The 19950-nt window shown below is 74.8% G+C and carries 21 protein-coding genes; 9 read left to right on the top strand and 12 right to left on the bottom strand.

Features of this window, described 5'->3' with window-relative positions; all coding sequences use genetic code 11:
• The first annotated feature begins 13 nt into the window (after positions 1 to 13).
• The 3 genes from ABD990_RS11550 to ABD990_RS11540 all read left to right on the top strand — a co-directional run bounded on the left by ABD990_RS11550 (position 14) and on the right by ABD990_RS11540 (position 2938).
• Entirely contained in the window at positions 14 to 787 is a 774-nt protein-coding gene (locus tag ABD990_RS11550) for an enoyl-CoA hydratase-related protein (protein WP_345380389.1), read from the top strand.
• Positions 788 to 797: 10 nt separating this feature from the next.
• Entirely contained in the window at positions 798 to 1274 is a 477-nt protein-coding gene (locus ABD990_RS11545) for a MarR family transcriptional regulator (protein ID WP_345380388.1), read from the top strand.
• A gap of 104 nt (positions 1275 to 1378) precedes the next feature.
• Positions 1379 to 2938 carry an acyl--CoA ligase family protein gene (locus tag ABD990_RS11540; RefSeq protein ID WP_345380486.1) on the top strand — a complete coding sequence of 520 codons (1560 nt, stop codon included), beginning with the start codon at positions 1379 to 1381 and terminating at the stop codon, positions 2936 to 2938.
• A 57-nt stretch (positions 2939 to 2995) separates the two neighbouring features.
• Here the strand turns inward: ABD990_RS11540 and ABD990_RS11535 are convergent, their stop codons facing one another.
• Together ABD990_RS11535 and ABD990_RS11530 are read right to left on the bottom strand one after the other, a co-directional pair.
• The gene (locus ABD990_RS11535; RefSeq protein ID WP_345380387.1) at positions 2996 to 4216 is read right to left on the bottom strand and encodes a L,D-transpeptidase; all 1221 of its coding nucleotides are present in this window, start codon (positions 4214 to 4216) and stop codon (positions 2996 to 2998) included.
• A 294-nt stretch (positions 4217 to 4510) separates the two neighbouring features.
• On the bottom strand, positions 4511 to 6010 hold the full coding sequence (locus ABD990_RS11530) for a carboxyl transferase domain-containing protein (RefSeq protein WP_345380385.1): 1500 nt from the start codon (positions 6008 to 6010) through the stop codon (positions 4511 to 4513).
• A gap of 422 nt (positions 6011 to 6432) precedes the next feature.
• Between ABD990_RS11530 and ABD990_RS11525 the strand changes: the two genes are divergently transcribed.
• Together ABD990_RS11525 and ABD990_RS11520 are read left to right on the top strand one after the other, a co-directional pair.
• Positions 6433 to 7713 (top strand): MFS transporter, encoded by a 1281-nt coding sequence (locus ABD990_RS11525; RefSeq protein ID WP_345380384.1) that lies wholly within the window; start codon positions 6433 to 6435, stop codon positions 7711 to 7713.
• A gap of 50 nt (positions 7714 to 7763) precedes the next feature.
• Positions 7764 to 8978 carry a cysteine desulfurase-like protein gene (locus ABD990_RS11520; RefSeq protein WP_345380382.1) on the top strand — a complete coding sequence of 405 codons (1215 nt, stop codon included), beginning with the start codon at positions 7764 to 7766 and terminating at the stop codon, positions 8976 to 8978.
• A gap of 116 nt (positions 8979 to 9094) precedes the next feature.
• On the opposite strand, the gene ABD990_RS11515 is transcribed toward ABD990_RS11520, so the two are convergent.
• Positions 9095 to 9760 (bottom strand): response regulator transcription factor, encoded by a 666-nt coding sequence (locus ABD990_RS11515; RefSeq protein ID WP_345380380.1) that lies wholly within the window; start codon positions 9758 to 9760, stop codon positions 9095 to 9097.
• On the bottom strand, positions 9757 to 10941 hold the full coding sequence (locus tag ABD990_RS11510) for a sensor histidine kinase (RefSeq protein WP_345380378.1): 1185 nt from the start codon (positions 10939 to 10941) through the stop codon (positions 9757 to 9759). The genes ABD990_RS11515 and ABD990_RS11510 overlap by 4 nt, the downstream gene beginning before the upstream one ends.
• Positions 10942 to 11133: 192 nt before the next feature.
• On the opposite strand from ABD990_RS11510, the gene ABD990_RS11505 reads away from it, so the two are divergent.
• Positions 11134 to 11559 (top strand): DUF1707 SHOCT-like domain-containing protein, encoded by a 426-nt coding sequence (locus ABD990_RS11505; RefSeq protein ID WP_345380377.1) that lies wholly within the window; start codon positions 11134 to 11136, stop codon positions 11557 to 11559.
• Between the two features lie 39 nt (positions 11560 to 11598).
• On the opposite strand, the gene ABD990_RS11500 is transcribed toward ABD990_RS11505, so the two are convergent.
• Positions 11599 to 12234: a class II aldolase/adducin family protein gene (locus ABD990_RS11500; protein ID WP_345380375.1), complete on the bottom strand. Its 636-nt coding sequence runs from the start codon at positions 12232 to 12234 to the stop codon at positions 11599 to 11601.
• A 269-nt stretch (positions 12235 to 12503) separates the two neighbouring features.
• On the opposite strand from ABD990_RS11500, the gene ABD990_RS11495 reads away from it, so the two are divergent.
• Complete coding sequence (locus ABD990_RS11495; RefSeq protein ID WP_345380373.1) at positions 12504 to 13370, top strand: L,D-transpeptidase; 867 nt, start codon at positions 12504 to 12506, stop codon at positions 13368 to 13370.
• A 20-nt stretch (positions 13371 to 13390) separates the two neighbouring features.
• Positions 13391 to 14233: a choice-of-anchor P family protein gene (locus tag ABD990_RS11490; RefSeq protein ID WP_345380371.1), complete on the top strand. Its 843-nt coding sequence runs from the start codon at positions 13391 to 13393 to the stop codon at positions 14231 to 14233.
• Between the two features lie 98 nt (positions 14234 to 14331).
• Here the strand turns inward: ABD990_RS11490 and ABD990_RS11485 are convergent, their stop codons facing one another.
• Entirely contained in the window at positions 14332 to 15276 is a 945-nt protein-coding gene (locus ABD990_RS11485) for a DNA polymerase domain-containing protein (RefSeq protein WP_345380370.1), read from the bottom strand.
• Between the two features lie 59 nt (positions 15277 to 15335).
• On the bottom strand, positions 15336 to 15911 hold the full coding sequence (locus ABD990_RS11480) for a type 1 glutamine amidotransferase domain-containing protein (RefSeq protein WP_345380368.1): 576 nt from the start codon (positions 15909 to 15911) through the stop codon (positions 15336 to 15338).
• A 149-nt stretch (positions 15912 to 16060) separates the two neighbouring features.
• Here ABD990_RS11480 and ABD990_RS11475 point away from each other — a divergent pair, with 149 nt between their 5' ends.
• Positions 16061 to 16489, top strand: coding sequence for a hypothetical protein (locus ABD990_RS11475; protein WP_345380367.1), 429 nt, complete (start codon positions 16061 to 16063; stop codon positions 16487 to 16489).
• A gap of 51 nt (positions 16490 to 16540) precedes the next feature.
• On the opposite strand, the gene ABD990_RS11470 is transcribed toward ABD990_RS11475, so the two are convergent.
• The 5 genes from ABD990_RS11470 to ABD990_RS11450 all read right to left on the bottom strand — a co-directional run bounded on the left by ABD990_RS11470 (position 16541) and on the right by ABD990_RS11450 (position 19741).
• Entirely contained in the window at positions 16541 to 17893 is a 1353-nt protein-coding gene (locus ABD990_RS11470; protein ID WP_345380366.1) for a sodium/calcium exchanger protein, read from the bottom strand.
• Positions 17894 to 17896: 3 nt separating this feature from the next.
• Positions 17897 to 18409, bottom strand: a complete 513-nt coding sequence (locus tag ABD990_RS11465) for a universal stress protein (RefSeq protein WP_345380365.1) — start codon at positions 18407 to 18409, stop codon at positions 17897 to 17899.
• 163 nt (positions 18410 to 18572) lie between these two features.
• Positions 18573 to 18770 (bottom strand): hypothetical protein, encoded by a 198-nt coding sequence (locus ABD990_RS11460; RefSeq protein ID WP_345380364.1) that lies wholly within the window; start codon positions 18768 to 18770, stop codon positions 18573 to 18575.
• The gene (locus ABD990_RS11455) at positions 18767 to 19273 is read right to left on the bottom strand and encodes a DUF5313 family protein (protein ID WP_345380363.1); all 507 of its coding nucleotides are present in this window, start codon (positions 19271 to 19273) and stop codon (positions 18767 to 18769) included. Before ABD990_RS11455 ends, ABD990_RS11460 begins: the two co-directional genes overlap by 4 nt.
• A 42-nt stretch (positions 19274 to 19315) precedes the next feature.
• Positions 19316 to 19741 carry an ATP-binding protein gene (locus ABD990_RS11450; RefSeq protein ID WP_345380361.1) on the bottom strand — a complete coding sequence of 142 codons (426 nt, stop codon included), beginning with the start codon at positions 19739 to 19741 and terminating at the stop codon, positions 19316 to 19318.
• Positions 19742 to 19950: the final 209 nt, after the last annotated feature.

Here is a 19950-nt window from a genome sequence, read left to right as displayed (position 1 = left end):
CTAAGGTCGGGGTGTGAGCACCTCCACCGCGACGGAGCACCGGGTCTCGACCGAGCGGCACGGCCGCGTCCTGCTGATCAGGATGGAGCGGGCGGCCAAGCGCAACGCCGTCGACGCGGCGATGACCGCCGCGCTCGACGCCGCGCTCAACGAGCTCGAGGACGACCCGGACCTGTGGTGCGGCGTGCTCACCGGCGGTCCGACGGTGTTCTGCGCCGGCACGGACCTGGCCGGCGGGGCGGGCGAGCCGACCCCGCGCGGCGGCAACTACGGGGTGGTGAAGCGCGAGCGGTCCACCCCTGTGATCGCCGCCGTCGAGGGCGTCGCGTACGGCGGCGGGTTCGAGATCGTGCTGGCCTGCGACCTGGTGGTGGCGGGCCGGTCGGCGCGGTTCGGGCTGCCGGAGGTGGCCCGCGGGCTGGTCGCGAACTGCGGGGCGCTGTTCCGGGCACCGCGGCCGCTGCCGCTCAACGTCGCCAAGCAGATGCTGCTCACCGGCCGGCCCCTGGGCGCGGACCGGGCGTACGAGCTGGGCCTGGTCGCCGACGTCGTCGACGACGGGGGCGCCGAGGCCGCGGCGCTCGCCCTCGCCCAGCAGGTGTGCGCCAACGCCCCGGTCGCGGTGCGGGCCACGCTGCGGGCGGTGGAGACGGTGGCCGGCGAGTCCGACGAGCGCGGCTGGGCGGCCACCCGGGAGGCGACCGAGGCCGTGCTCGCCTCGGCGGACCGGCAGGAGGGCGTGGCCGCGTTCCTGGAGAAGCGCGAGCCGCGGTGGAGCGGTCGGTAACCTGGCGATCATGACGGACGGGGCGCGGCGGGACGAGCTGGTCCGGCTGCTCCAGGGCTACGCGACCGAGTCCGCACGGCTCGCGCAGGCCTTCTCCGAGCAGCACGGGCTGCACACCACCGACCTGCACGCGCTCATCGCCGTGCTCAACGCCGACCGGGTCGGCGAGCCGCTCACCGCGGGCCGGCTCGGCGCCCACCTCGGCCTGTCCTCCGGGGCGACGACCGCGCTCGTGGACCGGCTGGAGCGGCACGACTACGTCCGCCGGGACCGGGACGCGCGCGACCGCCGCCGGGTCGTGCTGCGCTACGGCGCCGCCGCCGCCGGGATCGGCCAGGCCTTCTTCGGGCCGCTGGGCACCGGCATGGACGCGATGCTGGAGGGCTACACGGAGGCCGAGCTGGCCGCCGTCGCCCGGTTCCTGTCCGGCGTGACGGAGCTGGTGGCGCAGCGGCGCCGGGAGGTCCGTCCGCTCGCCCCCTCCTGACGGATCGGCTGTGTGCGCCTTCCCGTTGCGCACGGGCGGCACGCCGGGTGAGGCTCACCGTCGTGAGCAACGCCGCCGACACCGCCGCCCCCGATCCCGCCCTCCTGGACGCCCTGTCGTTCGAGCCGCTGACCCCCACCGCCTACCTGGACCGCGCCGCCGCCGCGCACGGCGACCGGATCGGGGTCGTCGACGGGGACCGGCGGTGGACCTACGCCGAGCTGCACGAGCGGTGCACCCGGCTGGCGGGTGGGCTGGCGCCCCTGACGGACGGACGGCCGGTGGCGGTGCTGGCGCCGAACACCCACGTGCTGCTGGAGGCGAACTTCGGGGTGCCGTGGGCGGGGGTGCCGCTGGTCGCGGTGAACACCCGCCTCTCGGCCGGCGAGGTGGCGTACATCCTGCAGCACTCGAAGTCCGCCGTGCTGATCCACGATCCCTCGTTCGAGACCCTGGTCGACGACGTGTTCGCGCAGCTCGACGACCCGCCACGGCGGATCCGGGCCGGGCAGGAGTACGAGGACCTGCTGGCGGGGGCGGAGCCGCTGCACCGCACGCCCGCGGACGAGCGGTCGCTGTTGTCGATCAACTACACGTCCGGGACGACGGGCCGGCCCAAGGGCGTGATGTACCACCACCGGGGCGCCTACCTGCAGGCCGTGTCGATGGTGGGGCACACCGGGCTGTCGCCGAGCGCGGTGCACCTGTGGACGTTGCCGATGTTCCACTGCAACGGCTGGTGCTTCCCGTGGGCGGTGACCGCGGCGGCGGCCACCCACGTGTGCCTGCCGAAGGTGGACCCGGCCGAGGTGTGGCGGCTGATCCGCGAGGAGGGCGTGACGCACCTCAACGGGGCGCCGACGGTGCTGTCGATGATCGCGTACGCGAAGGACGCGGCGCCGCTGCCGGAGGGGCACACGGTGCGGATCGCGACGGGCGGGGCGCCGCCGTCGCCGGCGATCCTGCGGCGGATGGGGGAGCTGGGCTTCGAGGTCACCCACCTGTACGGGCTGACCGAGACCTACGGCCCGGCGATGCTCTGCGACTGGCGCCCGGAGTGGAACTCCCTCGACGCCGAGGCGCAGGCGCGGCTCAAGGCACGCCAGGGCGTCGGGAACATGATCTCGTGCGCGGTCCGGGTGATCGGCGAGAACGGGGCCGACGTCCCGGCCGACGGCACGACCACGGGGCAGATCGCGTTGCGCGGCAACAACCTGATGCTCGGCTACCTCGACGACCCCGAGGCGACGGCCGCGGCCGCGCCGGACGGCTGGTTCCGGACCGGCGACATCGGCGTGGTGCACCCCGACGGCTACGTGGAGCTGCGGGACCGGTCGAAGGACGTGATCATCTCGGGCGGGGAGAACATCGCGTCCGTCGAGGTCGAGCAGGCGATCATGGACCACCCTGCGGTGCTGGAGGTGGCGGTGATCGCGGTGCCGGACGAGCGGTGGGGCGAGGTGCCGGCGGCGTACGTGACCCTGCAGGAGGGCGCGTCCGCCACCGAGGAGGAGATCGTCGAGCACGTGCGGGGCCGGCTGGCGCGGTTCAAGGCGCCCAAGTCCGTGATCTTCGGCGAGCTTCCCAAGACCTCCACCGGGAAGATCCAGAAGTTCGTGCTGCGCGAGAAGGCGTGGGCGGGGGTGGAACGCCGCATCCAGTGAGCGAACGGCGCTCTCGCTCACACCTACTGAGCGAGAGCGCCGCTCGTCCGGGCACGGTCAGGCGCTGAGCTTGCTCATCGCCTTCCACTCGTCCCACGGCACGGCCCAGTCGTAGATGTCCCCGTCCTGCGCCGAGAGCGGGACGCTGCTGCCCGTGACCTCGACCGGGTCGCCGTAGATGGCGGTGTCGAAGTAGGCCTTGGCGTTGACCATCGACAGGTTGATGCAGCCGTGCGAGATGTTCCGCCTGCCCTGGGCGGACTGCGAGGCCGGGTTGGCGTGGATGAACTCGCCGTTGTTGGAGATCCGCACCGCCCAGTACTCCGGCATGTTGACGTAGCCGTAGTCCGGGTTGGACATGAGGACCTTCTCCGACTTCGCCATCACGATGTGGATGCCGCTGCGGGTGACGCGGCGCGGGTCGCTCTCCAGGCCGTAGCTGGCCGGCAGGTCCAGGACCTGCTGCCCGTCCCGGATGACGACGATGCGATGGCTGTCCTCGTCCGCCTTCACGATCTGACTCCGGCCGATGGTGAAGTGGGTGGTGAGGTCGGCGGAGCCGTAGCCGGCGGTGCCGAGGTCCTTGCCGTACAGCGGGACGACGACCGACACCTGCGTGCCGACCGGCCAGTACTCCCTGGGCCGCCAGTGCACCCGCGAGCCGCCCCAGTCGTCGGGCAGCCAGGCCCAGGCGCCCTCGACCGGGGTCGACGTCGTGACCTTGAGTCCGCGCTCGACCTCGGCCTTCGCCTCGTCGGACAGGTTCCGGTCGAAGCGGATCGCGATCGGCGCCGCGATGCCGACCGTCGCGCCGTCGCCGATGTTGGTCGAGGCCTTGACCAGGCGCTTCGGCGCGACCGTGGTGAAGGAGCCGGCGAGCGGGGTGACGGTGCCGTCGACGGCGACCATCGAGCCGCTCCAGGTGTAGGTCTCGTGGTAGGCCAGCGGGGCGGTGGCGGTCCACTGCGCCTGGTCGCCCGAGTACGAGCCGGGCAGGGCCTCGCCGTCCGAGTCGGTGAGCGCGACGTCCCGGAGGGTGCCGGCGGTGGCGGAGGCGCGGGCGGCGCCGAGGGGGTGAACATCGGTGGTGCCGGCCGCGGGCTGCAGAGCGAGCGTCGGGACGATCGTCGCCGGGGCCCGGGGCGCCGCCGCGACCTGGCCGGTGTGCCGGGCGTCGGCGTTGGCGCTGGCGCAGGCCGCCACGAGCCCGGCGGAGACCCCGAGCGCGACCGCTCCGGCCAGGATCCGCCGCACGGCCCGCCATCGCACGGACTTCACGCTTCCCCCTCCCGTCACACCCACCCCACGATCATCATGCCGACCGACGGTGAGGATTCGGAGCGCAGAGTGATTGCGATTCGATTGCGGGACACGAATCACCCGAATGGCCCACGGAATGGCGAGGCGCCATTTCGTCCGGCCCGTCCGGATCGGAATCACCCGCCGGCGGCGGCCGTGACCAGCACTCGAGCCCGGAGGGGTGGGGCCGGCCGGCGTCGTCGCCGGGAGTGAGGTCGCCTTCCCGCAGGCGCGGCCTGCGCGATCACGGGCGAGCGGGGCGGGAGCGGCGGGTCAGCGGAGGCCGAGGGTGCGGTAGCGGCGGCGCCGCCGCACGAGGCGGTCGACGGGGGAGAGGGGGAGCAGCGCCCGCAGCTCGGACTCCACGGCGTCGGCGACCCGGCGGGCGAAGGCCTCGGGCTCGTCGGCCGCGTCGGGCCGCTCGTCGACGATCGTGTCGACCGCACCGGCCCGCAGCAGGTCCACCGCGCGGACGTGCTGCTGCGCCGCCACTTCCGCCGCCTTCTCCGGGGTGCCGTGCACGATCGTGCTGGCGCCCTCGGGCGGCAGCGGGGTGAGCCAGCCGTGCCGCGCGGCCAGCACCCGGTCCGTGGGCAGGAGGGCGAGCGCGGCGCCGCCCGTGCCCTGCCCGAGCAACACCGAGACCGTCGGCACCGGCAGCTCGGTCAGCTCGCCCAGGCACCGCGCGATCTCCCCGGCCAACCCGCCCTCCTCGGCCTCCACCGACAGCGCGGCCCCGGTGGTGTCGATCACCGAGACCACCGGCAGCCCCAGCTCGGCGGCCAGCCGCATCCCGCGCCGCGCGGTCCGCAGCGCCCCCGGCCCGAGCGGTTCCGCCGCCTGCGCCCGACGGTCCTGCCCGAGCAGCACGCACGCCACGCTGCCGAACCGCACCAGCGCCAGCAGCAGACCGCGCCCGGCCTCGCCCTCCCCGGTCCCCGCCAGCGGGACGACGTCCGTGGCCGCCAGCCGCAGCACGTCCCGCACCCCGGGCCGCTCCGGCCGCCGGGACCGCCGGATGGAGGTCCAGGCGTCCTCGTCCTGGCCCGCGGGCTCGCCCCGTGCGGGAGCCGCGGGCGGCAGGTGCATCGGGTCGACGGGATCGAGCATCGCCAGCACCCGGGCCGCGACCCCGGCCAGCCGCTCCGGCGGCAGCACCGCGTCGACGATCCCGTGCCGGTGCAGGTTCTCGGCCTTCTGCACCCCGTCGGGGAACTGGTCGCCGTACAGCGCCGAGTACACCTTCGGCCCCAGGAACCCGACGAGCGCGCCGGGCTCGGCCACGGTCACGTTGCCCAACGAGCCCCACGAGGCGAACACCCCGCCCGTCGTCGGATGCCGCAGGTAGACGAGGTACGGCAGGCCCGCCGCCTTGTGCGCGGTGACCGCCGCGGAGATCGCCGCCATGCGCAGGAACGCGATGGCGCCCTCCTGCATCCGGGTCCCGCCCGACGCCGTGGCGGCCAGCAGCGGCAGGCGCTCGTCCGTCGCCCGCTCGATCGCGCGGATCAGCCGTTCGGCCGTGGCCACGCCGATCGACCCGGCGAGGAACGCGAACTCGCTGCACACCACCGCGACCCGGCGCCCCGCGATCCGGCCCTCCCCGGTGACCACGGCCTCGTCGACGCCGCTGCGCTCGTGCGCCGCCGCGAGCTCCCCCCGGTACTCCGGGGTGTCGGCGACCTCGGGCACGGGGGCGGGGGTGGTGTCCCAGGACCGGAAGGTCCCGTCGTCGAGCACGGTCTCGAGCAGCTGGCGCGAACGGGGCGTCACGCGCCGAGCGTGCCATCCCGGACCGGCGCGGGCGGGCCGATCGCCACCCTCGGGTGACGGCTGACAGCGGTGCACAGGAAGTGCCCACGGACGGCACACGCCGCGACCGGACAGTGGGCGCATGGCTCGCCAACGCCGCCCGTGCGCACACCCCGGCCGGCACGGAGGTGACGGTGGGCCTGCGGACGCCGGCGGACGCCACCGCCCCGGTCGAGGGGGCCGTGCTGCTCACGGTCACCGACACCGGCCCGGGGATCCCGCCCGACCTCCCCGTCTCGACGGGCCGACGATCCCGCTGCCCGCCCTCGCCGGCTCCTGAGCGTGACGCCAGACCCTGCAGGGGTCACCCGGCCGACGTACCCTTCGCGCACATCGTGCCCGGCTGTACTGATCACCTGCGGCGGATCACAGGAGTAGCAGCGATGACCGAGACCGGCCAGCAGACCACCACCGGCACCCGCCATCGACTGCCGGTCAGAACACTCGTCGCGGCGTCCATAGGCAACGCGATCGAGTGGTACGACTGGACGATCTACGCAACGTTCTCGATCTACTTCGCGACCCAGATCTTCCCGCCCGGCAACGAGGCGCTGGCCCTGGTCAGCACGCTCGCCACCTACGCGCTGGCCTTCTTCTTCCGGCCGCTCGGCGGGTTCCTGCTCGGCCGTTTCGCGGACGTCCACGGCCGCCGCACGGCGATGATGCTGACCATCCTGCTGATGGCGGGCGGCTCGCTGGTGATCGCGATCCTGCCGACCTTCGCGATGGTCGGCTGGCTCGCCCCGGCCCTACTGCTGCTCGCCCGCATCGCCCAGGGCATGTCGCTGGGCGGCGAGGTGTCCAACGCGTCGGCGTACCTCGGCGAGATCGCCCCGGTGCGCCACCGCGGGCGCTACTCGTCCTTCTTCTACATCTCCACGGGCGGGGCGGTCCTGATCGCCAGCGTGCTGGGCGTGATCCTCTCCGGCACGCTCGCCGAGGACCAGATCGCCTCGTGGGGCTGGCGCATCCCGTTCCTGATCGGCGGCGTGCTCGGGTTCGTCGGCCTCTGGCTGCGCCGGGCGATGCCGGAGACCGAGCAGTACGAGACGAACAAGTCGAAGGCCCGGACGATCAAGAACCCGCTGCTGCTGACGCTGCGCGAGCACCCGAAGGCCGTCGGCCAGCTCGTCGGCTTCACCCTGCTCTCGACGCTCTGCTACTACACCTTCTTCTCCGCGCTGACCCCGTACGCCACGAAGTCCCGCGGCGCCGACCCGTTCGACGTCTTCCTCGCGCTGTCGATCGCGACGCTGCTGTTCTGCCTGCTGCAGTACCCGATGGGCGCGCTGTCGGACCGGTTCGGGCGCAAGCCGCAGCTGCTGACCTGGTCGGCGGCCATCGCGATCCTCATCGTGCCGCTGTCCGCCCTGGTGGGGCCGGGGTTCTGGGGCCTGCTCGTGGTGTTCTGCGTCGGCCTCGGCTTCTACACGATGATGACCTCCATCGCGCCGGCGGTCATGAGCGAGCTGTTCCCGACGGAGGTGCGCGGGCTGGGCATCGGCGCCTGGTACAACCTCACGGTCGCGCTCTTCGGCGGCACCGCCCCGCTGATGATCCAGTGGCTGGGCGGGGCGTTCTTCTGGTACGTCGCCGCCGGCGCGGTGATCGCGTTCCTGACGATCCTGACGCTGCCCGAGACCAGGGGCACTGTCCTGCGTTAGCCGTCCCGCGCCAGCCGTCGAGCGGCACCGGCCGTGCCAGGGTGGGAGCCGTGAGCCAACCCGCGAGATACGACGTCGCCGCACTCCGCAGCCAGTTCCCGGCACTCAAGGCGGGGGCGGCCCACTTCGACGGGCCGGGCGGCTCGCAGACGCCGGAGCCGGTGGCCCGGGCGGTGTACGACGCGCTGACGTGCCCGATCGCGAACCGCGGCACCGTCACCAAGGCCGAGCGGCACGCGGACGGGATCGTGCTGCGGGCCCGGGCGGCGATGGGGGACCTGCTCGACGCCGATCCGCGCGGGATCGTGTTCGGGCGCAGCATGACCCAGCTGACCTTCGACCTCGCCCGCACACTGTCGGCGACCTGGCGGCCGGGGGACGAGGTCGTCGTCACGCGCCTGGACCACGACGCCAACATCCGGCCGTGGGTGCTCGCCGCCGAGGCGGCCGGTGCCGTCGTGCGCTGGGCGGACTTCGACCCGGAGACCGCCGAGCTCACCGCCGCCGACGTGGCGGCCGTGCTCTCCCGGCGCACCCGGCTCGTCGCGGTGACGGGGGCGTCGAACCTGGTCGGCACGATCCCGCCGGTCCACGAGATCGCCGCGCTGGCCCACGAGGCCGGGGCGCTGACGATGGTCGACGGCGTGCACCTCACCGCGCACGCCGCCGTCGACGTCTCCGAGCTCGGCGCGGACTTCTTCGCCTGCTCGCCCTACAAGTTCCTCGGGCCGCACTGCGGCGTGCTCGCCGCCCGGCCCGAGCTGCTCGAGGAGCTGCGCCCGGCCAAGCTCGACCCGTCCACGGACGTCGTCCCCGAGCGGTTCGAGCTCGGCACCCTGCCCTACGAGCTGCTCGCCGGCACCACCGCGGCCGTCGACTTCCTCGCCGGGCTGACGGGCTCGCCCGCGGACCGGCGCACCGCGCTGCTCGACGCGATGGCGGCGATCCGGGCGCACGAGGAGCCGCTGCGGGTGCGGATCGAGCAGGCCCTCGCCGAGCTGCCCGGGGTGCGCGTGCGGTCGCGGGCGGCGCACCGCACACCGACCCTGCTCGTCGAGTTCACCGACAAGAAGCCGGCGGACGCCTACCGCTACCTCGCCCAGCGCAAGATCAACGCCCCGGCCAGCTCCTTCTACGCGCTCGAGGCCAGCCGCCGGCTCGGGCTGGGCGACACGGGGTCGCTGCGCATCGGGCTGTCGCCCTACACGGACGACACGGACGTCGACCGCCTCCTCGACGGCCTGACCTCGTTCGTGGCGCTCTGACGCGTGCCGTGGCGCTCTGACGCGTGCCGTGGGCCGGACGTGAGGCGGCACGCCAGGGCCGAGGGTGCACGAGCGGCACCCTCGCTCAGTAGGTGTGAGCGAGAGGGCCGTTCACCTCAGGCGAGCCAGCCCGGTCGCACCAGGCCGGTCTCGTAGCCGAGGACGACGAGCTGGGCGCGGTCCCGCACGCCCAGCTTGACCATGGACCGGCTGACGTGGGTCTTCGCCGTGGCCGGGCTGACCACGAGCTTCTCGGCGATCTCGTCGTTGGACAGCCCGGCGGCGACCAGCGCGAGCACCTCGCGCTCGCGCCCGGTCAGCGCGTCGAGCCGGCGGTCGGGAGCGGGCGGTCGGGACCGCGCCGCGAACTCCTCGACGAGCCGACGGGTCACGCCGGGGGAGAGCAGCGCCTCCCCGGCGTGCACCACCCGCACCGCGTGGAGCAGCTCGGCCGGCTCGGTGTCCTTGACCAGGAACCCGCTGGCCCCGGACCGCAGCGCCTCGAAGATGTAGGCGTCCTCGGCGAAGGTCGTCAGCACGACGACCCGGACGCCGGACAGGCGCGGATCGGCCACGATGTCGCGGGTCGCGGCCAGCCCGTCCCGCCCCGGCATCCGGATGTCCATGAGCACGACGTCCGGCGCGGTGTCGCGGCAGACCCGCAGCGCCGCCTCCCCGTCCTCGGCCTCGCCGACGACCTCGAGGTCGGGCGCCGAGTCCAGGAGCGCCCGGAACCCGGCCCGGACCAGCGCCTGGTCGTCCGCCAGCACGACCCTGATCACCCTGCCTCCTCCGTCCCCGCGCCGCCGACCGCGGCGCGGCCGCCCGTCAGCGGCAGCCGCGCCTCCACCCGGAACCCGCCGCGGGGCGCGCGCCCGTGGGTCAGCGTGCCGCCCAGCGCGGCGGCGCGCTCGCGCATCCCGACCAGCCCGGTGCCGCCCGCCCCGGGCCGCGCCGGCGGGCCCGTGCCGTCGTCGTCGACGACGATCCGCAGGGCGCCCTCCTCCTCGCTCACCCGGACGAGCGCGCGGCCGGCCCCGGCGTGCTTGCGCACGTTGGTCAGCGCCTCCTGCACGATCCGGTAGGCGGCGAGGTCGACGCTCGGCGGCAGGTCCGGCGCCGACACCGCCGTCTCGACGGCCAGCCCGGCGGCCTCGTTGTCCGCGACGAGCCGGTCGAGCATCCCGAGCCCGGCGGTCGGCGCGCGCGGCGGTTCCTCGTCGATCCCGCGCAGGACGCCGAGGGTCGAGCGCATCTCGCGGAGCAGGTCCCGGCTGGCGTCCTTGATCGTGGCCAGTGCGCGCCGGGCCTGCTCGGGATCGTCGTCGAGCAGGTAGAGGGCGACGCCGGCCTGCACGTTGATCAGCGAGACGTGGTGGCCGAGCACGTCGTGCAGCTCGCGGGCGATCCGCAGCCGCTCCTCGCCGGCCTGCCGCCGCGCCGTCTCCTCGCGGGCCGCGCGGGCCTGGGCGCGGCGCTCGGCCCGGGCCCGCCAGAGCTCGCACCCGGCGACGAACGCGGCCAACCACGCGAGCCAGCCGAGCCGGCCCTCGAGCCCGGCGAACCCGCCGCGGAACGCGATCTGGATCCCGAGCCCGGCCAGCACGGCGACGACGGTGGTGACGTAGGCGATCCACCGGTGGCCCCGCAGGATCGCCTCGGCCAGCGCGACCAGCGACGGCACCACGACCGGCCCGAACGGGTAGCCGAGGCCGAGGTAGACGAGCAGCACGACCACACAGCCGACCAGCACCGCGGGCGGATGGGCCCGGCGCACCACGAGCAGCAGCGGACCGAGCACGAGCAGGGCGACGCCGAGGGCGTCGACCGGGCGGGCGGTCGGCACGAAGCGGGACGCGTTGAACGCGGCGACCAGGCCGACGACCAGCCACGCGGCCGGGGTCAGCACGGTGTGCGGCACGCTCTGCCACGAGCGCCGCACCAGCCCGCCCACCCAGGACACACCCGAACCCTAGAACGGGCCCGGTCCGGGGCGCGTCGGTCCACGGGGGACGCGCGGCGTACTCCCCGGGGCGTACGTCCCCGTCCCGCCGCCCGCCCGCCGGCGCAGCGCAGGTCCCGCCCGCGGTGCGACGCGCGCGGTGCACCGTCCCGGCACGGTGGTGGCACACCACGAGAGACGTTGGGGGAGATCATGAGCGAGCACACCGTGCCCACCCGGTCCGCGTCGCCGGGCCTGCGGCTGTCGGATGCCGACCGCGAGGCCGTCGCCGACCGGATCCGCGCAGCCGCGGCCGAGGGCCGGCTGACCCTCGAGGAGGCCGACGAGCGCCAGCAGGCGGCCTACGCGGCGAAGGTCGAGGCCGACCTGGTCCCGCTGACCGCCGACCTGCCGGCGCCGCCGCCCGCCCCGCCGGGCCCGCGCACCCTGTCGCCGGACGCCCGTCGCCGGCTGATGATCCACGCCGGCCTCGGGCTCGCCCTGGTCCTGGTGGTCCTGGTCCGTTGGGTGGTCGGTCCGGTGTCCTTCTTCTGGCCGGGCGGGCCGATCTTCTGGATCGCGGTCAGCGTCGCGGCCCACTACTGGTACGCGACCCGCCGCCGGTCCCGCACCACCTGACCGCGCCAACGGCGATCGTCGTCCGGCGACGATCGCCGCTCACGGGCGTTGCCCGTAGGTCCGCAGCTGCTCCCCGACGGCGGCGAGCTCGTCGTCGGGGAGGAGCGCGGGCTCCCCGAGCAGCCGGGCCTGGTGGTAGAGCCGGCACAGCCACTCCAGCGTGACGGCCCGGTCATAGGCCCGCGGGAGCGTGTCGCCGCACGTCGTGGCGCCGTGGTTGCGCAGCAGGACCGCGCTGCGCCCCGCCATGGCCCGCACGCTCGCCTCGGCCAGCTCGGCCGACCCGTACCGCGCGTACGGCGCGACCCGCACCGGCCCGCCCAGCTGCATGACCAGGTAGTGGATGCCGGGCAGCTCGTCGACCAGCGTGGACAGCGCCGTCGCGTAGAGCGGGTGCGTGTGCACGACGGCCCGCGCCCCGGTCCCGGCGTAGACGGCCAGGTGCATGGGCAGCTCGGAGGAGGGGAGCGGGCCCTCCTCGACCGCGCGGCCCTGGAGGTCGACCACGCACACCCCCGCCGGCGTGAGCTCGCCGTAGTCGACGCCGGTCGGCGTGATCGCGACGAGGTCGCCGCGCCGCTCGCTCACGTTGCCCGAGGTGCCCACCGTCAGCCCCGCGGCGGCCATCCGCCGGCAGCACTCCACGATCCGCACCCGCTCGTCCGCCAGCAGCACACCGTCTCCTCGTCACGCTCCGTCATTCCGGCCGGAGCGATCGTAACCGTGAGTGGTACGGTGGGTGGACCGTTCGGCGCGGCGGGTACCGGGCGAACGGCGGGTCACGACCGTCCGCCGCGTGATCGACTCCGTCCGTCCGAACGCGAGCAATCACGAGGAGGCGCGGCGTCACCTGATCGTGGAGCCGTCGTTCATCCGAACGTGCACAGCGCGTCGGACGTCTCCCCGGTCCCCGCCCCCGCCCGCAACCGGTCGTGGGGCGCGTGATGGCCAACCACACCCTCCCCCCACGGGCCCGGCGGCGCGCGGAGCGCGGCCCCTCGCGGTCCGGGCTCGTCCTCCGGGCCGGCTTCGGCGTCGTCGCCGTGCTGGCGATCGTGCTCGTCGTCGGGCTGCTGGTCGGCGGTGCGCCGTCGCCGGCCGCGCAGCAGGGCGGTTCCGGCGCGGGCTCCGCCCCCGTCGCCACGGCCGTCGACCCGGCCTCGCTGCAGGAGAGCACCACCTACACCACGCTGCAGGGCACCGTGCCCGACCCGGCGCCGCAGGGGATCACGGACGGCCGGGTCGCCCACCCGGTCCGCGAGACGCTGGTCCACGACGCCCCCGACGGCACCCCGATCGCCCGCATGCCCGTGACGCAGATCGGCGACACGTGGCTCCCGGTGATCGGCCAGCAGGGCGAGTGGGCGCAGGTCCTGCTGCCCTCGCGGCCCAGCTCGTCGACGGGCTGGCTGCCGCTGGCCGACCTCGACGTGAAGACCACGCCGTACCGCATCGCCGTGCACCTGGGCTCCAGGACGCTCGCCCTGTACGAGGGCGGCGCGAAGCTCGCGGAGTGGACGGTCGGCATCGGCAAGCCCTCCGCGCCGACCCCGACCGGCCGCACCTTCCTGCTCGGCGCGTTCAGCGACGACCAGCAGCAGTACTCGCCGGTGATCCTGCCGCTGGGCACGCACAGCCCCACGCACGACACCTTCGGCGGCGGCCCGGGGACCGTCGCCATCCACACCTGGCCGACCGACGACGTGCTCGGCACCGCCACCAGCGACGGTTGCATCCGCGTCCCCGCGGACGCGTTGCGCCAGCTCACCGAGGTGCCGCTCGGCACGCTCGTGACGATCGACGAAGCATGATCACGAAAGGGACCCGACGCGTGAAGACCTCCACGTTCGCCGGTGCCGGTGCGGCCGCCGTGGGTGCGGCCACCGCCGCGGCGGTGCTGCTGCTGGGCTCCACCGCCGCCTCCGCCGCGCCCCGCCCGGACTCGTCCGCCTACGTGTTCGAGACGGACGGCCTGCTGGCGATCAGCCCCACCCCGTACGCCGAGTCCCGGGACGGTGAACACGACCGGCAGAGCGTCGCGGACGTCTCCGCCCTCCCCCTGGACGGCAAGCCCGGGATCGGGCTGTCCGCGCTCGTCGCCGAGGCCGAGGGCCACCGGGCCGAGGCCACCGTGGCCGAGGTGAACCTGCTGGGGATCCTCCGCGCCGACACGATGCGGACCTGGTGCGACGGTGCGGACGGCGGCTCGGCCGGCGTCGACCTGCTCGACGCCGACATCCTCGGCACCCCGGTGAACGTGCCGCTGGAGGACCAGAAGTTCCCGCTCTCCCCGCTGCTGGAGATCACGCTCAACCAGCAGGACCGCGACGACGACTCCGTCACGGTCACCGGGTTCACCCTGACCCTGCTGCCCGGCCAGGACCGGGGACGGGAGCTGAACGACAAGGAGAAGCAGGTCGCGCCCGACCTGATCGGCCTGGTCCGGGGCCAGCTGCCGGACCTGCGGCAGACCCCGCTGCGGACCGTCGACGACCTGCTCAAGGCGCTGTCGCCGAAGGGTGACCTCCTGAGGATCACCGTCGGGTCGGCGACCTGCGCCCTCGAGGACGAGGAGGAGCAGGACGCCGAGCCCGTGGTGAAGAGGCACGAGCCGGAGGCGGGCGAGGCGCCGCGGCCCGAGGTCGTGCGGAAGAACCTGCCCGTGACCGGCTGACGGGGGCCGGACGGGAGGTCGGGGGCCCGGACGGGGGGTCGGGGCCCGCGCGTGGGGGACGCGCGGCCCCGGCCCTGTCCCGTCTCCGTCGGCCGGGGTCAGCCCTCGCGCGCCGCGCGCTTGCGCCGCTTGCCCTCGTGCATCGCCTGCACCCGCGCGACCGGGATCGCGTGGCCCTCCTCCAGGAGGTCGGCCGGCAGCTCCTGCGGGGCGGGCAGCGCCTCGGTCCAGCCGACCCGGTCCGCCAGCAGGCCCGGCGCGGTGAACAGGGTGAAGTCGGTGGGGGAGACGGTGTCGAGCTCCGCCCAGTCGAGGGGGAACGACACCGGAAGGCCGGGGCGGATGCGCGGGCTGTAGGCGGCGACGACGGTCGCGCCCCCCGCGCGGGTGGAGTCGACGAAGACCTTGCCCTCGCGCTCCTCGCGCAGGAACGCGGTGGTCGCGAGGCCGGGGTCGAGCTTCTCGGTCCGCGCGGCCAGGGCGCGGGTGGCGGCCGCGGCGTCGTCGAACGGGGTGGGGGCGAGCGGGACGACGATGTGGACGCCCTTGGACCCGCTGGTCTTGACCGCCCCGGTCAGCCCGGCCCCCGCGAGCGCCTCGCGCACCAGGTGGGCGACCGCGACGACGGCGGGGAAACCGGCGCCCTCGGGCGGGTCGAGGTCCAGCACGAGCTGGGAGGCCTGCGCCGCACCCACGGTGAACAGGGCCGGGTGGTACTCCACGGCCCGCTGGTTGGCCAGCCACAGCAGGGTGCGCCGGTCGTCGCAGAGCGCGTACCGGACCTCACGGCCGGTCTGCGAGCGCATGACCGTGCTGTGCACCCAGTCGGGGGTGTAGCGGGGGAGGTTCTTCTGCATGAAGGGTTCCTGGCCCGGCCGCACCCGGATCACCGAGAGCGGCCGGTCGGCCAGGACGGGGACCATCCGGTCGGCGACGGCGTCGAGGTAGTCGACGAGGTCCCGTTTGGTCGCGGGTTCCCCGTCGACGAGCGGGGAGTCCAGGCTCGAGAGCGCGACGCCCGCCCGTTCCTCGCCCGCCGTCACGTCGGCCCCCTCATGTGCCCACCGTCATGCAGGCATCATGGCCCGGCGCGCGGCCGGGGTCACGCGGTGGCGCCCTCCGGGTGGACGGAGTGCTCGCCCTCGGCGAACTCCTCGACGATCTTCGCGCAGAAGGCTTCGAGGTCCCCCGGGTTGCGGCTGCTGACCAGGCCCTGGTCGGTCACGACCTCCTCGTCGACCACGGTCCCGCCGGCGTTGCGGATGTCCGTCCGCAGGCTCGGGAACGACGTCAGCGTGCGGCCCTTCACCAGGTCCGCCTCGACCAGGGTCCACGGCCCGTGACAGATCACGCCCACCGGCTTGCCGGCGGCGAAGACGTCCTTCACGAACGTCAGGACGTCCTGGTCCATGCGCAGCCGGTCGGCGTTGACGGTGCCGCCCGGCATGATCACCGCGTCGTAGTCCGACGCCGAGACCTGCGAGGCCAGCTTGTCCACCGGGTAGGTCGCGCTCGGCGTGATGTCGGAGTTCATCGACTGGATGGCGCCCTCGGAGACCGACACGATCTCGGTGGTGGCCCCGGCGTCCTCGACCGCCTTGCGCGGTTGGGTCAGCTCGACCTCCTCGACGCCGTCGGTCGCGAGGATCGCGACGCGCTTGCCGTCCAGTGCACCCATCGTGGCTCTCCTCTCCCGGGCCGCGGGGTCGGCACGGCCCGTGATCGGCGATACCCGTGCGGTCCCCGGCTACACCCCGCACGGAGTGCCCCGATGTGCCATGGTGGGCGTCAGGCACGTTGAGCAGGCAGCGTCGCAGCCTCCCGCGCATGCGCGGGGCCACCGACGACGAAGGGGTCGACGTGCGCACGTCCACCGAACCCGTGATGGCGCTGCTGCGCGTGAAGGCGCCGGCCGACGTGGATCCGCACGTCCTCGAGGCCGCGCTCACCCGCGCGATCTGCACGAACGCCGAGCGTCCGCTCAGCGCGGAGCTGGAGTGGGTCCCGGCGTGGCGCGAACCCGCGGCCTCGGCCGCGAAGCGCCGGTTCGTGTTCGTCGCCGTGCTGCGCGGGCCGGCGCAGGCGGGGGCGGAGGAGCTGGCCGCGGCGGCCGAGCGCGCGGCGAAGCGCGCGTTGAAGCGGATGTTCGGCAAGGCCACCGCGGCGAAGGCGAAGGCACGCCCCGCGGAGGACCCGGAGGTCGCCACCTTCTGGTGCGCCTTCCGCGGCACCCCGCACAAGGTCGGTCACGCCTGACGTCACCGCCTGACCGTGACGGCCTGACCTGCCGGCGCCCGCTCCCGGGTCTCAGGCCGGCTCGTCGGCGAGCCGGTGCGGGTCGGTCCGCACGCCGTCGCGCAGGAGCTGCGGCAGCCGTCGCCGGTGCCGGACCAACTGCGCGACACCGAGCACCGCGTACACCCCGGACAGCACCAGCGAGACGCTGTGCACGATCTCGGTCGGCAGGGAGATCGACGTCGCGAACTGGACGGCGAACAGCACCACGAGCGCGAGCGCACCGCGCCAGCTCAACCCGAGCGTCACCAGGATGCTCACGGCGAAGAAGGACTGCGTGCCGGTCAGCAGCAGCTCGACCCGCTGCTGGTCGTCGAGCGGCAGGCCGTGCATCGAGCCGGACGCCAGCGCGAACACCAGCGGCAGCGTCCCGACCAGCAGCGTCCACTGGTTGACCTTGCTGGAGAGCAGCGTGCCCAGCGAGTCGCCGGCGCGCAGGCGCTTGGCGTAGAGGCAGGCGACGATCAGCTCGGGGGCCTCGCTCGCCAGCGGCGCCACCCACTGGACCAGCACGAACCGGTCGATGCCGAACTCGGAGCCGGTCTGCACCAGGCCGTCGGCGAAATGCTCGGCGGTGGCCAGGATGATCAGCGCGGCGACCGCGAAGAGCACCCCGTAGAGCCAGCGGCGCGAGGTCGCCGGCCGCTCGGCGACCCACTTCGCGCTGCCGTGCAGGTCGGGTTCCTCCGCCGGGCCCTGGGCGAGGCGGATCGCGTAGGCGACGAAGATCGCGACCAGGACCAGGGTGTCGACGAGGGTCAGCGTGCTGCGCAGGGGCAGGGTCAGCGAGTAGGCGGTCGCGGCGCCGAGGAACACCACCTCGGCGGAGAGGGTGCGGGGCAGCCGGACGCCGGCCCGGTCGCCCTCCCGGCCGCCGTCGCCGCCGGAGCGGTTGCGGCGGGCGGCGAGCACGGCCACCAGCACGACCAGCGGCCAGCCGACACCCACGAGCACCCGGTTCGCCCCGGTCATGTTGGCCAGGGCCAGTGAGCAGGGATTGGTGCCGCCGGGGTCCGGCACGCAGGCGCCCTGCTCGGCGAAGACCTCGCCGGCGCGCATCGTGAACACGAAGTCCACCGCGTACTCGGGCAGCACCGCGAGCAGGGCCAGGATCGCGAGTGCGAGGCCCGCGCTCATGTCGACCTGCGCGGCCTCGCCGGCCCAGGACAGCACGAACGCCGCCCCGACGATCGCCAGCCCGTACATGAGGACGGCGACGGGGGGCGGGAGCTCGGGGTGCGGGAGCCCGAGGAGGGTCGCGGCGCCCAGGTAGAGGCCGGGCAGGGCCACGACGATCGCGGCGGCCAGGGGGACCGGCGGTCGCCGGGAGGCGGTGCGGGTGGGGGCGTCGTCGGTGCGGGTCACGGATCAGCGCCCGGCCACCGGGACGAGCACGACCGGGCAGCGCGCGTGTTCGATGCACCGGCGCGCGACGTCGTCGAGCCGGCCGCCGACGTGCCCCAGCACCAGCAGCTGGGCCGCCGTGGCGTGCGCGAGCATCACCGTGGCGGGATCGCCGCGCTCGGCCACGGTCCGGATCTCGACGTCCGTGCCGGTGGCGCGCACGGCCTCGTCGAGCCAGCCGTCGCGGTCCTCGGCGAGCGGGACGACGTCGACGACGGCCCCGCGCGTCCGGGCCTCGCCCACCGCCCAGCGCACGGCGGCCCGGGACTGCGGCGACCCGTCCAACCCGACGACCAGGGCCGCGAAGGGCGTGTCCGGTGCGGGGGCCGCCAGGGTCTCCGGCGACGCGTCCAGGGTTTCCGGCGGCGCGTCGGGGCGCAGGGCGTCGTGCCGATCGCGGGGGTGCAGCCCGGTGTGGGGGTCGTGCTCCTCCCGGCGCCCCGGGACGTTGCCCGGGTCCGACAGGGTCGGGATCATCGCGCTCTCCTTAGGGACCGGACGGGCCGGGGGGTTCGGGCAGTCCTCGATCCGACGGACCCGAGCGGGCTCGGGCGGCTCGGTCGGGTCCGGGCTGCTCGGTCGGGCTCGGGCTGCCCGGGCGGGCTCGGGTCCGAGCTCGCCCGGGCGAGGACGGGTGCGCTCAGTCGGACGGCTCGGAGCCGGGTCCGTCCGTCGCCCCCGTCGACTCGGAGTCGGGCAGGAGGTCCTGGCCGTCGGCCGGGCGGGAGGCGTCGTCGCGGCCCTGGTCGACGCGGTGCCCGACCACCTTCTCCTCGAGCCGGTCGACGGCCTCCTCGGTCTGCGTGGGGTGGGTGTCGTTCCCGGGACGCTCCGTCATCGCGTGCCTCCGTTCGTCGTGGTGGGGATGCGTGAGGGGCCGGCCGGCCCGCCGTGACCGGTGCGGTGGTCGCTGCGGTGGTCGGCGTGGTGGTCGGCGCGGTGGTCGATGCGGGGGTCGCTGCCGTGGACGGTGCCGGGCCCGGGGCCGGGGCGGCCCCGGCGACGCCGCTCGCGCCGGGTCGCGGCCGCGGTGCCCTCGGGGTACCCGGCCTTGATCGCCCGGTGCTCCGCGGCGGGCTCGACGAACGCCAGCGAGTAGACGAGGCCGATCGCCGCGCCCATGACGACGGCGGTGACCCGGATCCCGGGCGAGCCCGGGACGAGCAGGTAGAGGGCGACGCCCACGGGCGCGATCTGCACGACGGCGCGGACCAGGTGCCGGAGCACCCAGGTGGGGACGGTGACGTCGTGCAGCACCCACTCCCGGTGCCGGGCGGGCAGACCCGCGCCGAAGGCGTAGGCCAGCCAGCGCAGCGGTCCGGGGCGCACGATTCCGGTCATCGCCCCGGGTACCCGGTGGGGCCGCCGCGAACCGCGACGGGCTCAGGCCGCGAGCTCGGCACGGACGGTCTTCCCAGGGGTGTCCGCATCGCCGTGCACCTCGTAGCCCCAGTCCCGGCACACCGCCTGCACGACGAGCAGGCCGCGGCCCCGGGAGGAACGCGGGTCCATGCCGCGCGGCTCGGGTGGCCTGGGGCACTCGTCCCGGACGAACACGCGCAGCACCCCGGGCTCCCGGTGCAGCGTGATCTCGAAGGGCGTGCCGGCGTGGTCGACCACGTTCGCCACCAGCTCGGTCACCACCAGCAGGACGTCCTCGGCGTTCTCGCCCTCCACGTGCCAGGCCTCGAGCACCGGTGCGAGCCTGCGGCGCACGCCCGCGGGCACGTCGGGAGCGGGCCGGTAACTCCAGCACACGTGACCGTCGGCGGTTCCGTCCTCGGACGTCGCCGTCCCGGTCGAGGTCATCCCGCACCCCCCTTCCGCCGTCCTCGTCGATCCGGGCGTACCCCCTCGGTCCCCGGCGCATACGCACCCGACGGGATCGACTCGTGACATTCCGTCGAGGTCGCCGGCGACGGCGTGCAACCGGGGGAGCGGGTTACTCGCGGGGCGAGGAACGTCGACCGTGTCCGCGGCACATCCGGTCAGACGCGGCCTCACACCAGACCGGTCCG

Origin of the sequence: Pseudonocardia yuanmonensis, from assembly GCF_039542425.1 — a bacterium.
Lineage (GTDB): Bacteria > Actinomycetota > Actinomycetes > Mycobacteriales > Pseudonocardiaceae > Pseudonocardia > Pseudonocardia yuanmonensis.
The sequence above is the reverse complement of the archived record's forward strand: the minus strand, read 5'-3'. Positions and strand labels throughout refer to the sequence as shown.

Bases quoted from the DNA above. Each gene is read 5' to 3' on its own strand.
- ABD990_RS11545 (WP_345380388.1), top strand. From the start codon at position 798: ATGACGGACGGGGCGCGGCGGGACGAGCTGGTCCGGCTGCTCCAGGGC.
- ABD990_RS11525 (WP_345380384.1), top strand. From the start codon at position 6,433: ATGACCGAGACCGGCCAGCAGACCACCACCGGCACCCGCCATCGACTG.
- ABD990_RS11505 (WP_345380377.1), top strand. From the start codon at position 11,134: ATGAGCGAGCACACCGTGCCCACCCGGTCCGCGTCGCCGGGCCTGCGG.
- ABD990_RS11495 (WP_345380373.1), top strand. From the start codon at position 12,504: ATGGCCAACCACACCCTCCCCCCACGGGCCCGGCGGCGCGCGGAGCGC.
- ABD990_RS11480 (WP_345380368.1), bottom strand. From the start codon at position 15,911: ATGGGTGCACTGGACGGCAAGCGCGTCGCGATCCTCGCGACCGACGGC.
- ABD990_RS11475 (WP_345380367.1), top strand. From the start codon at position 16,061: ATGCGCGGGGCCACCGACGACGAAGGGGTCGACGTGCGCACGTCCACC.
- ABD990_RS11465 (WP_345380365.1), bottom strand. From the start codon at position 18,409: ATGATCCCGACCCTGTCGGACCCGGGCAACGTCCCGGGGCGCCGGGAG.
- ABD990_RS11460 (WP_345380364.1), bottom strand. From the start codon at position 18,770: ATGACGGAGCGTCCCGGGAACGACACCCACCCCACGCAGACCGAGGAG.
- ABD990_RS11455 (WP_345380363.1), bottom strand. From the start codon at position 19,273: ATGACCGGAATCGTGCGCCCCGGACCGCTGCGCTGGCTGGCCTACGCC.
- ABD990_RS11450 (WP_345380361.1), bottom strand. From the start codon at position 19,741: ATGACCTCGACCGGGACGGCGACGTCCGAGGACGGAACCGCCGACGGT.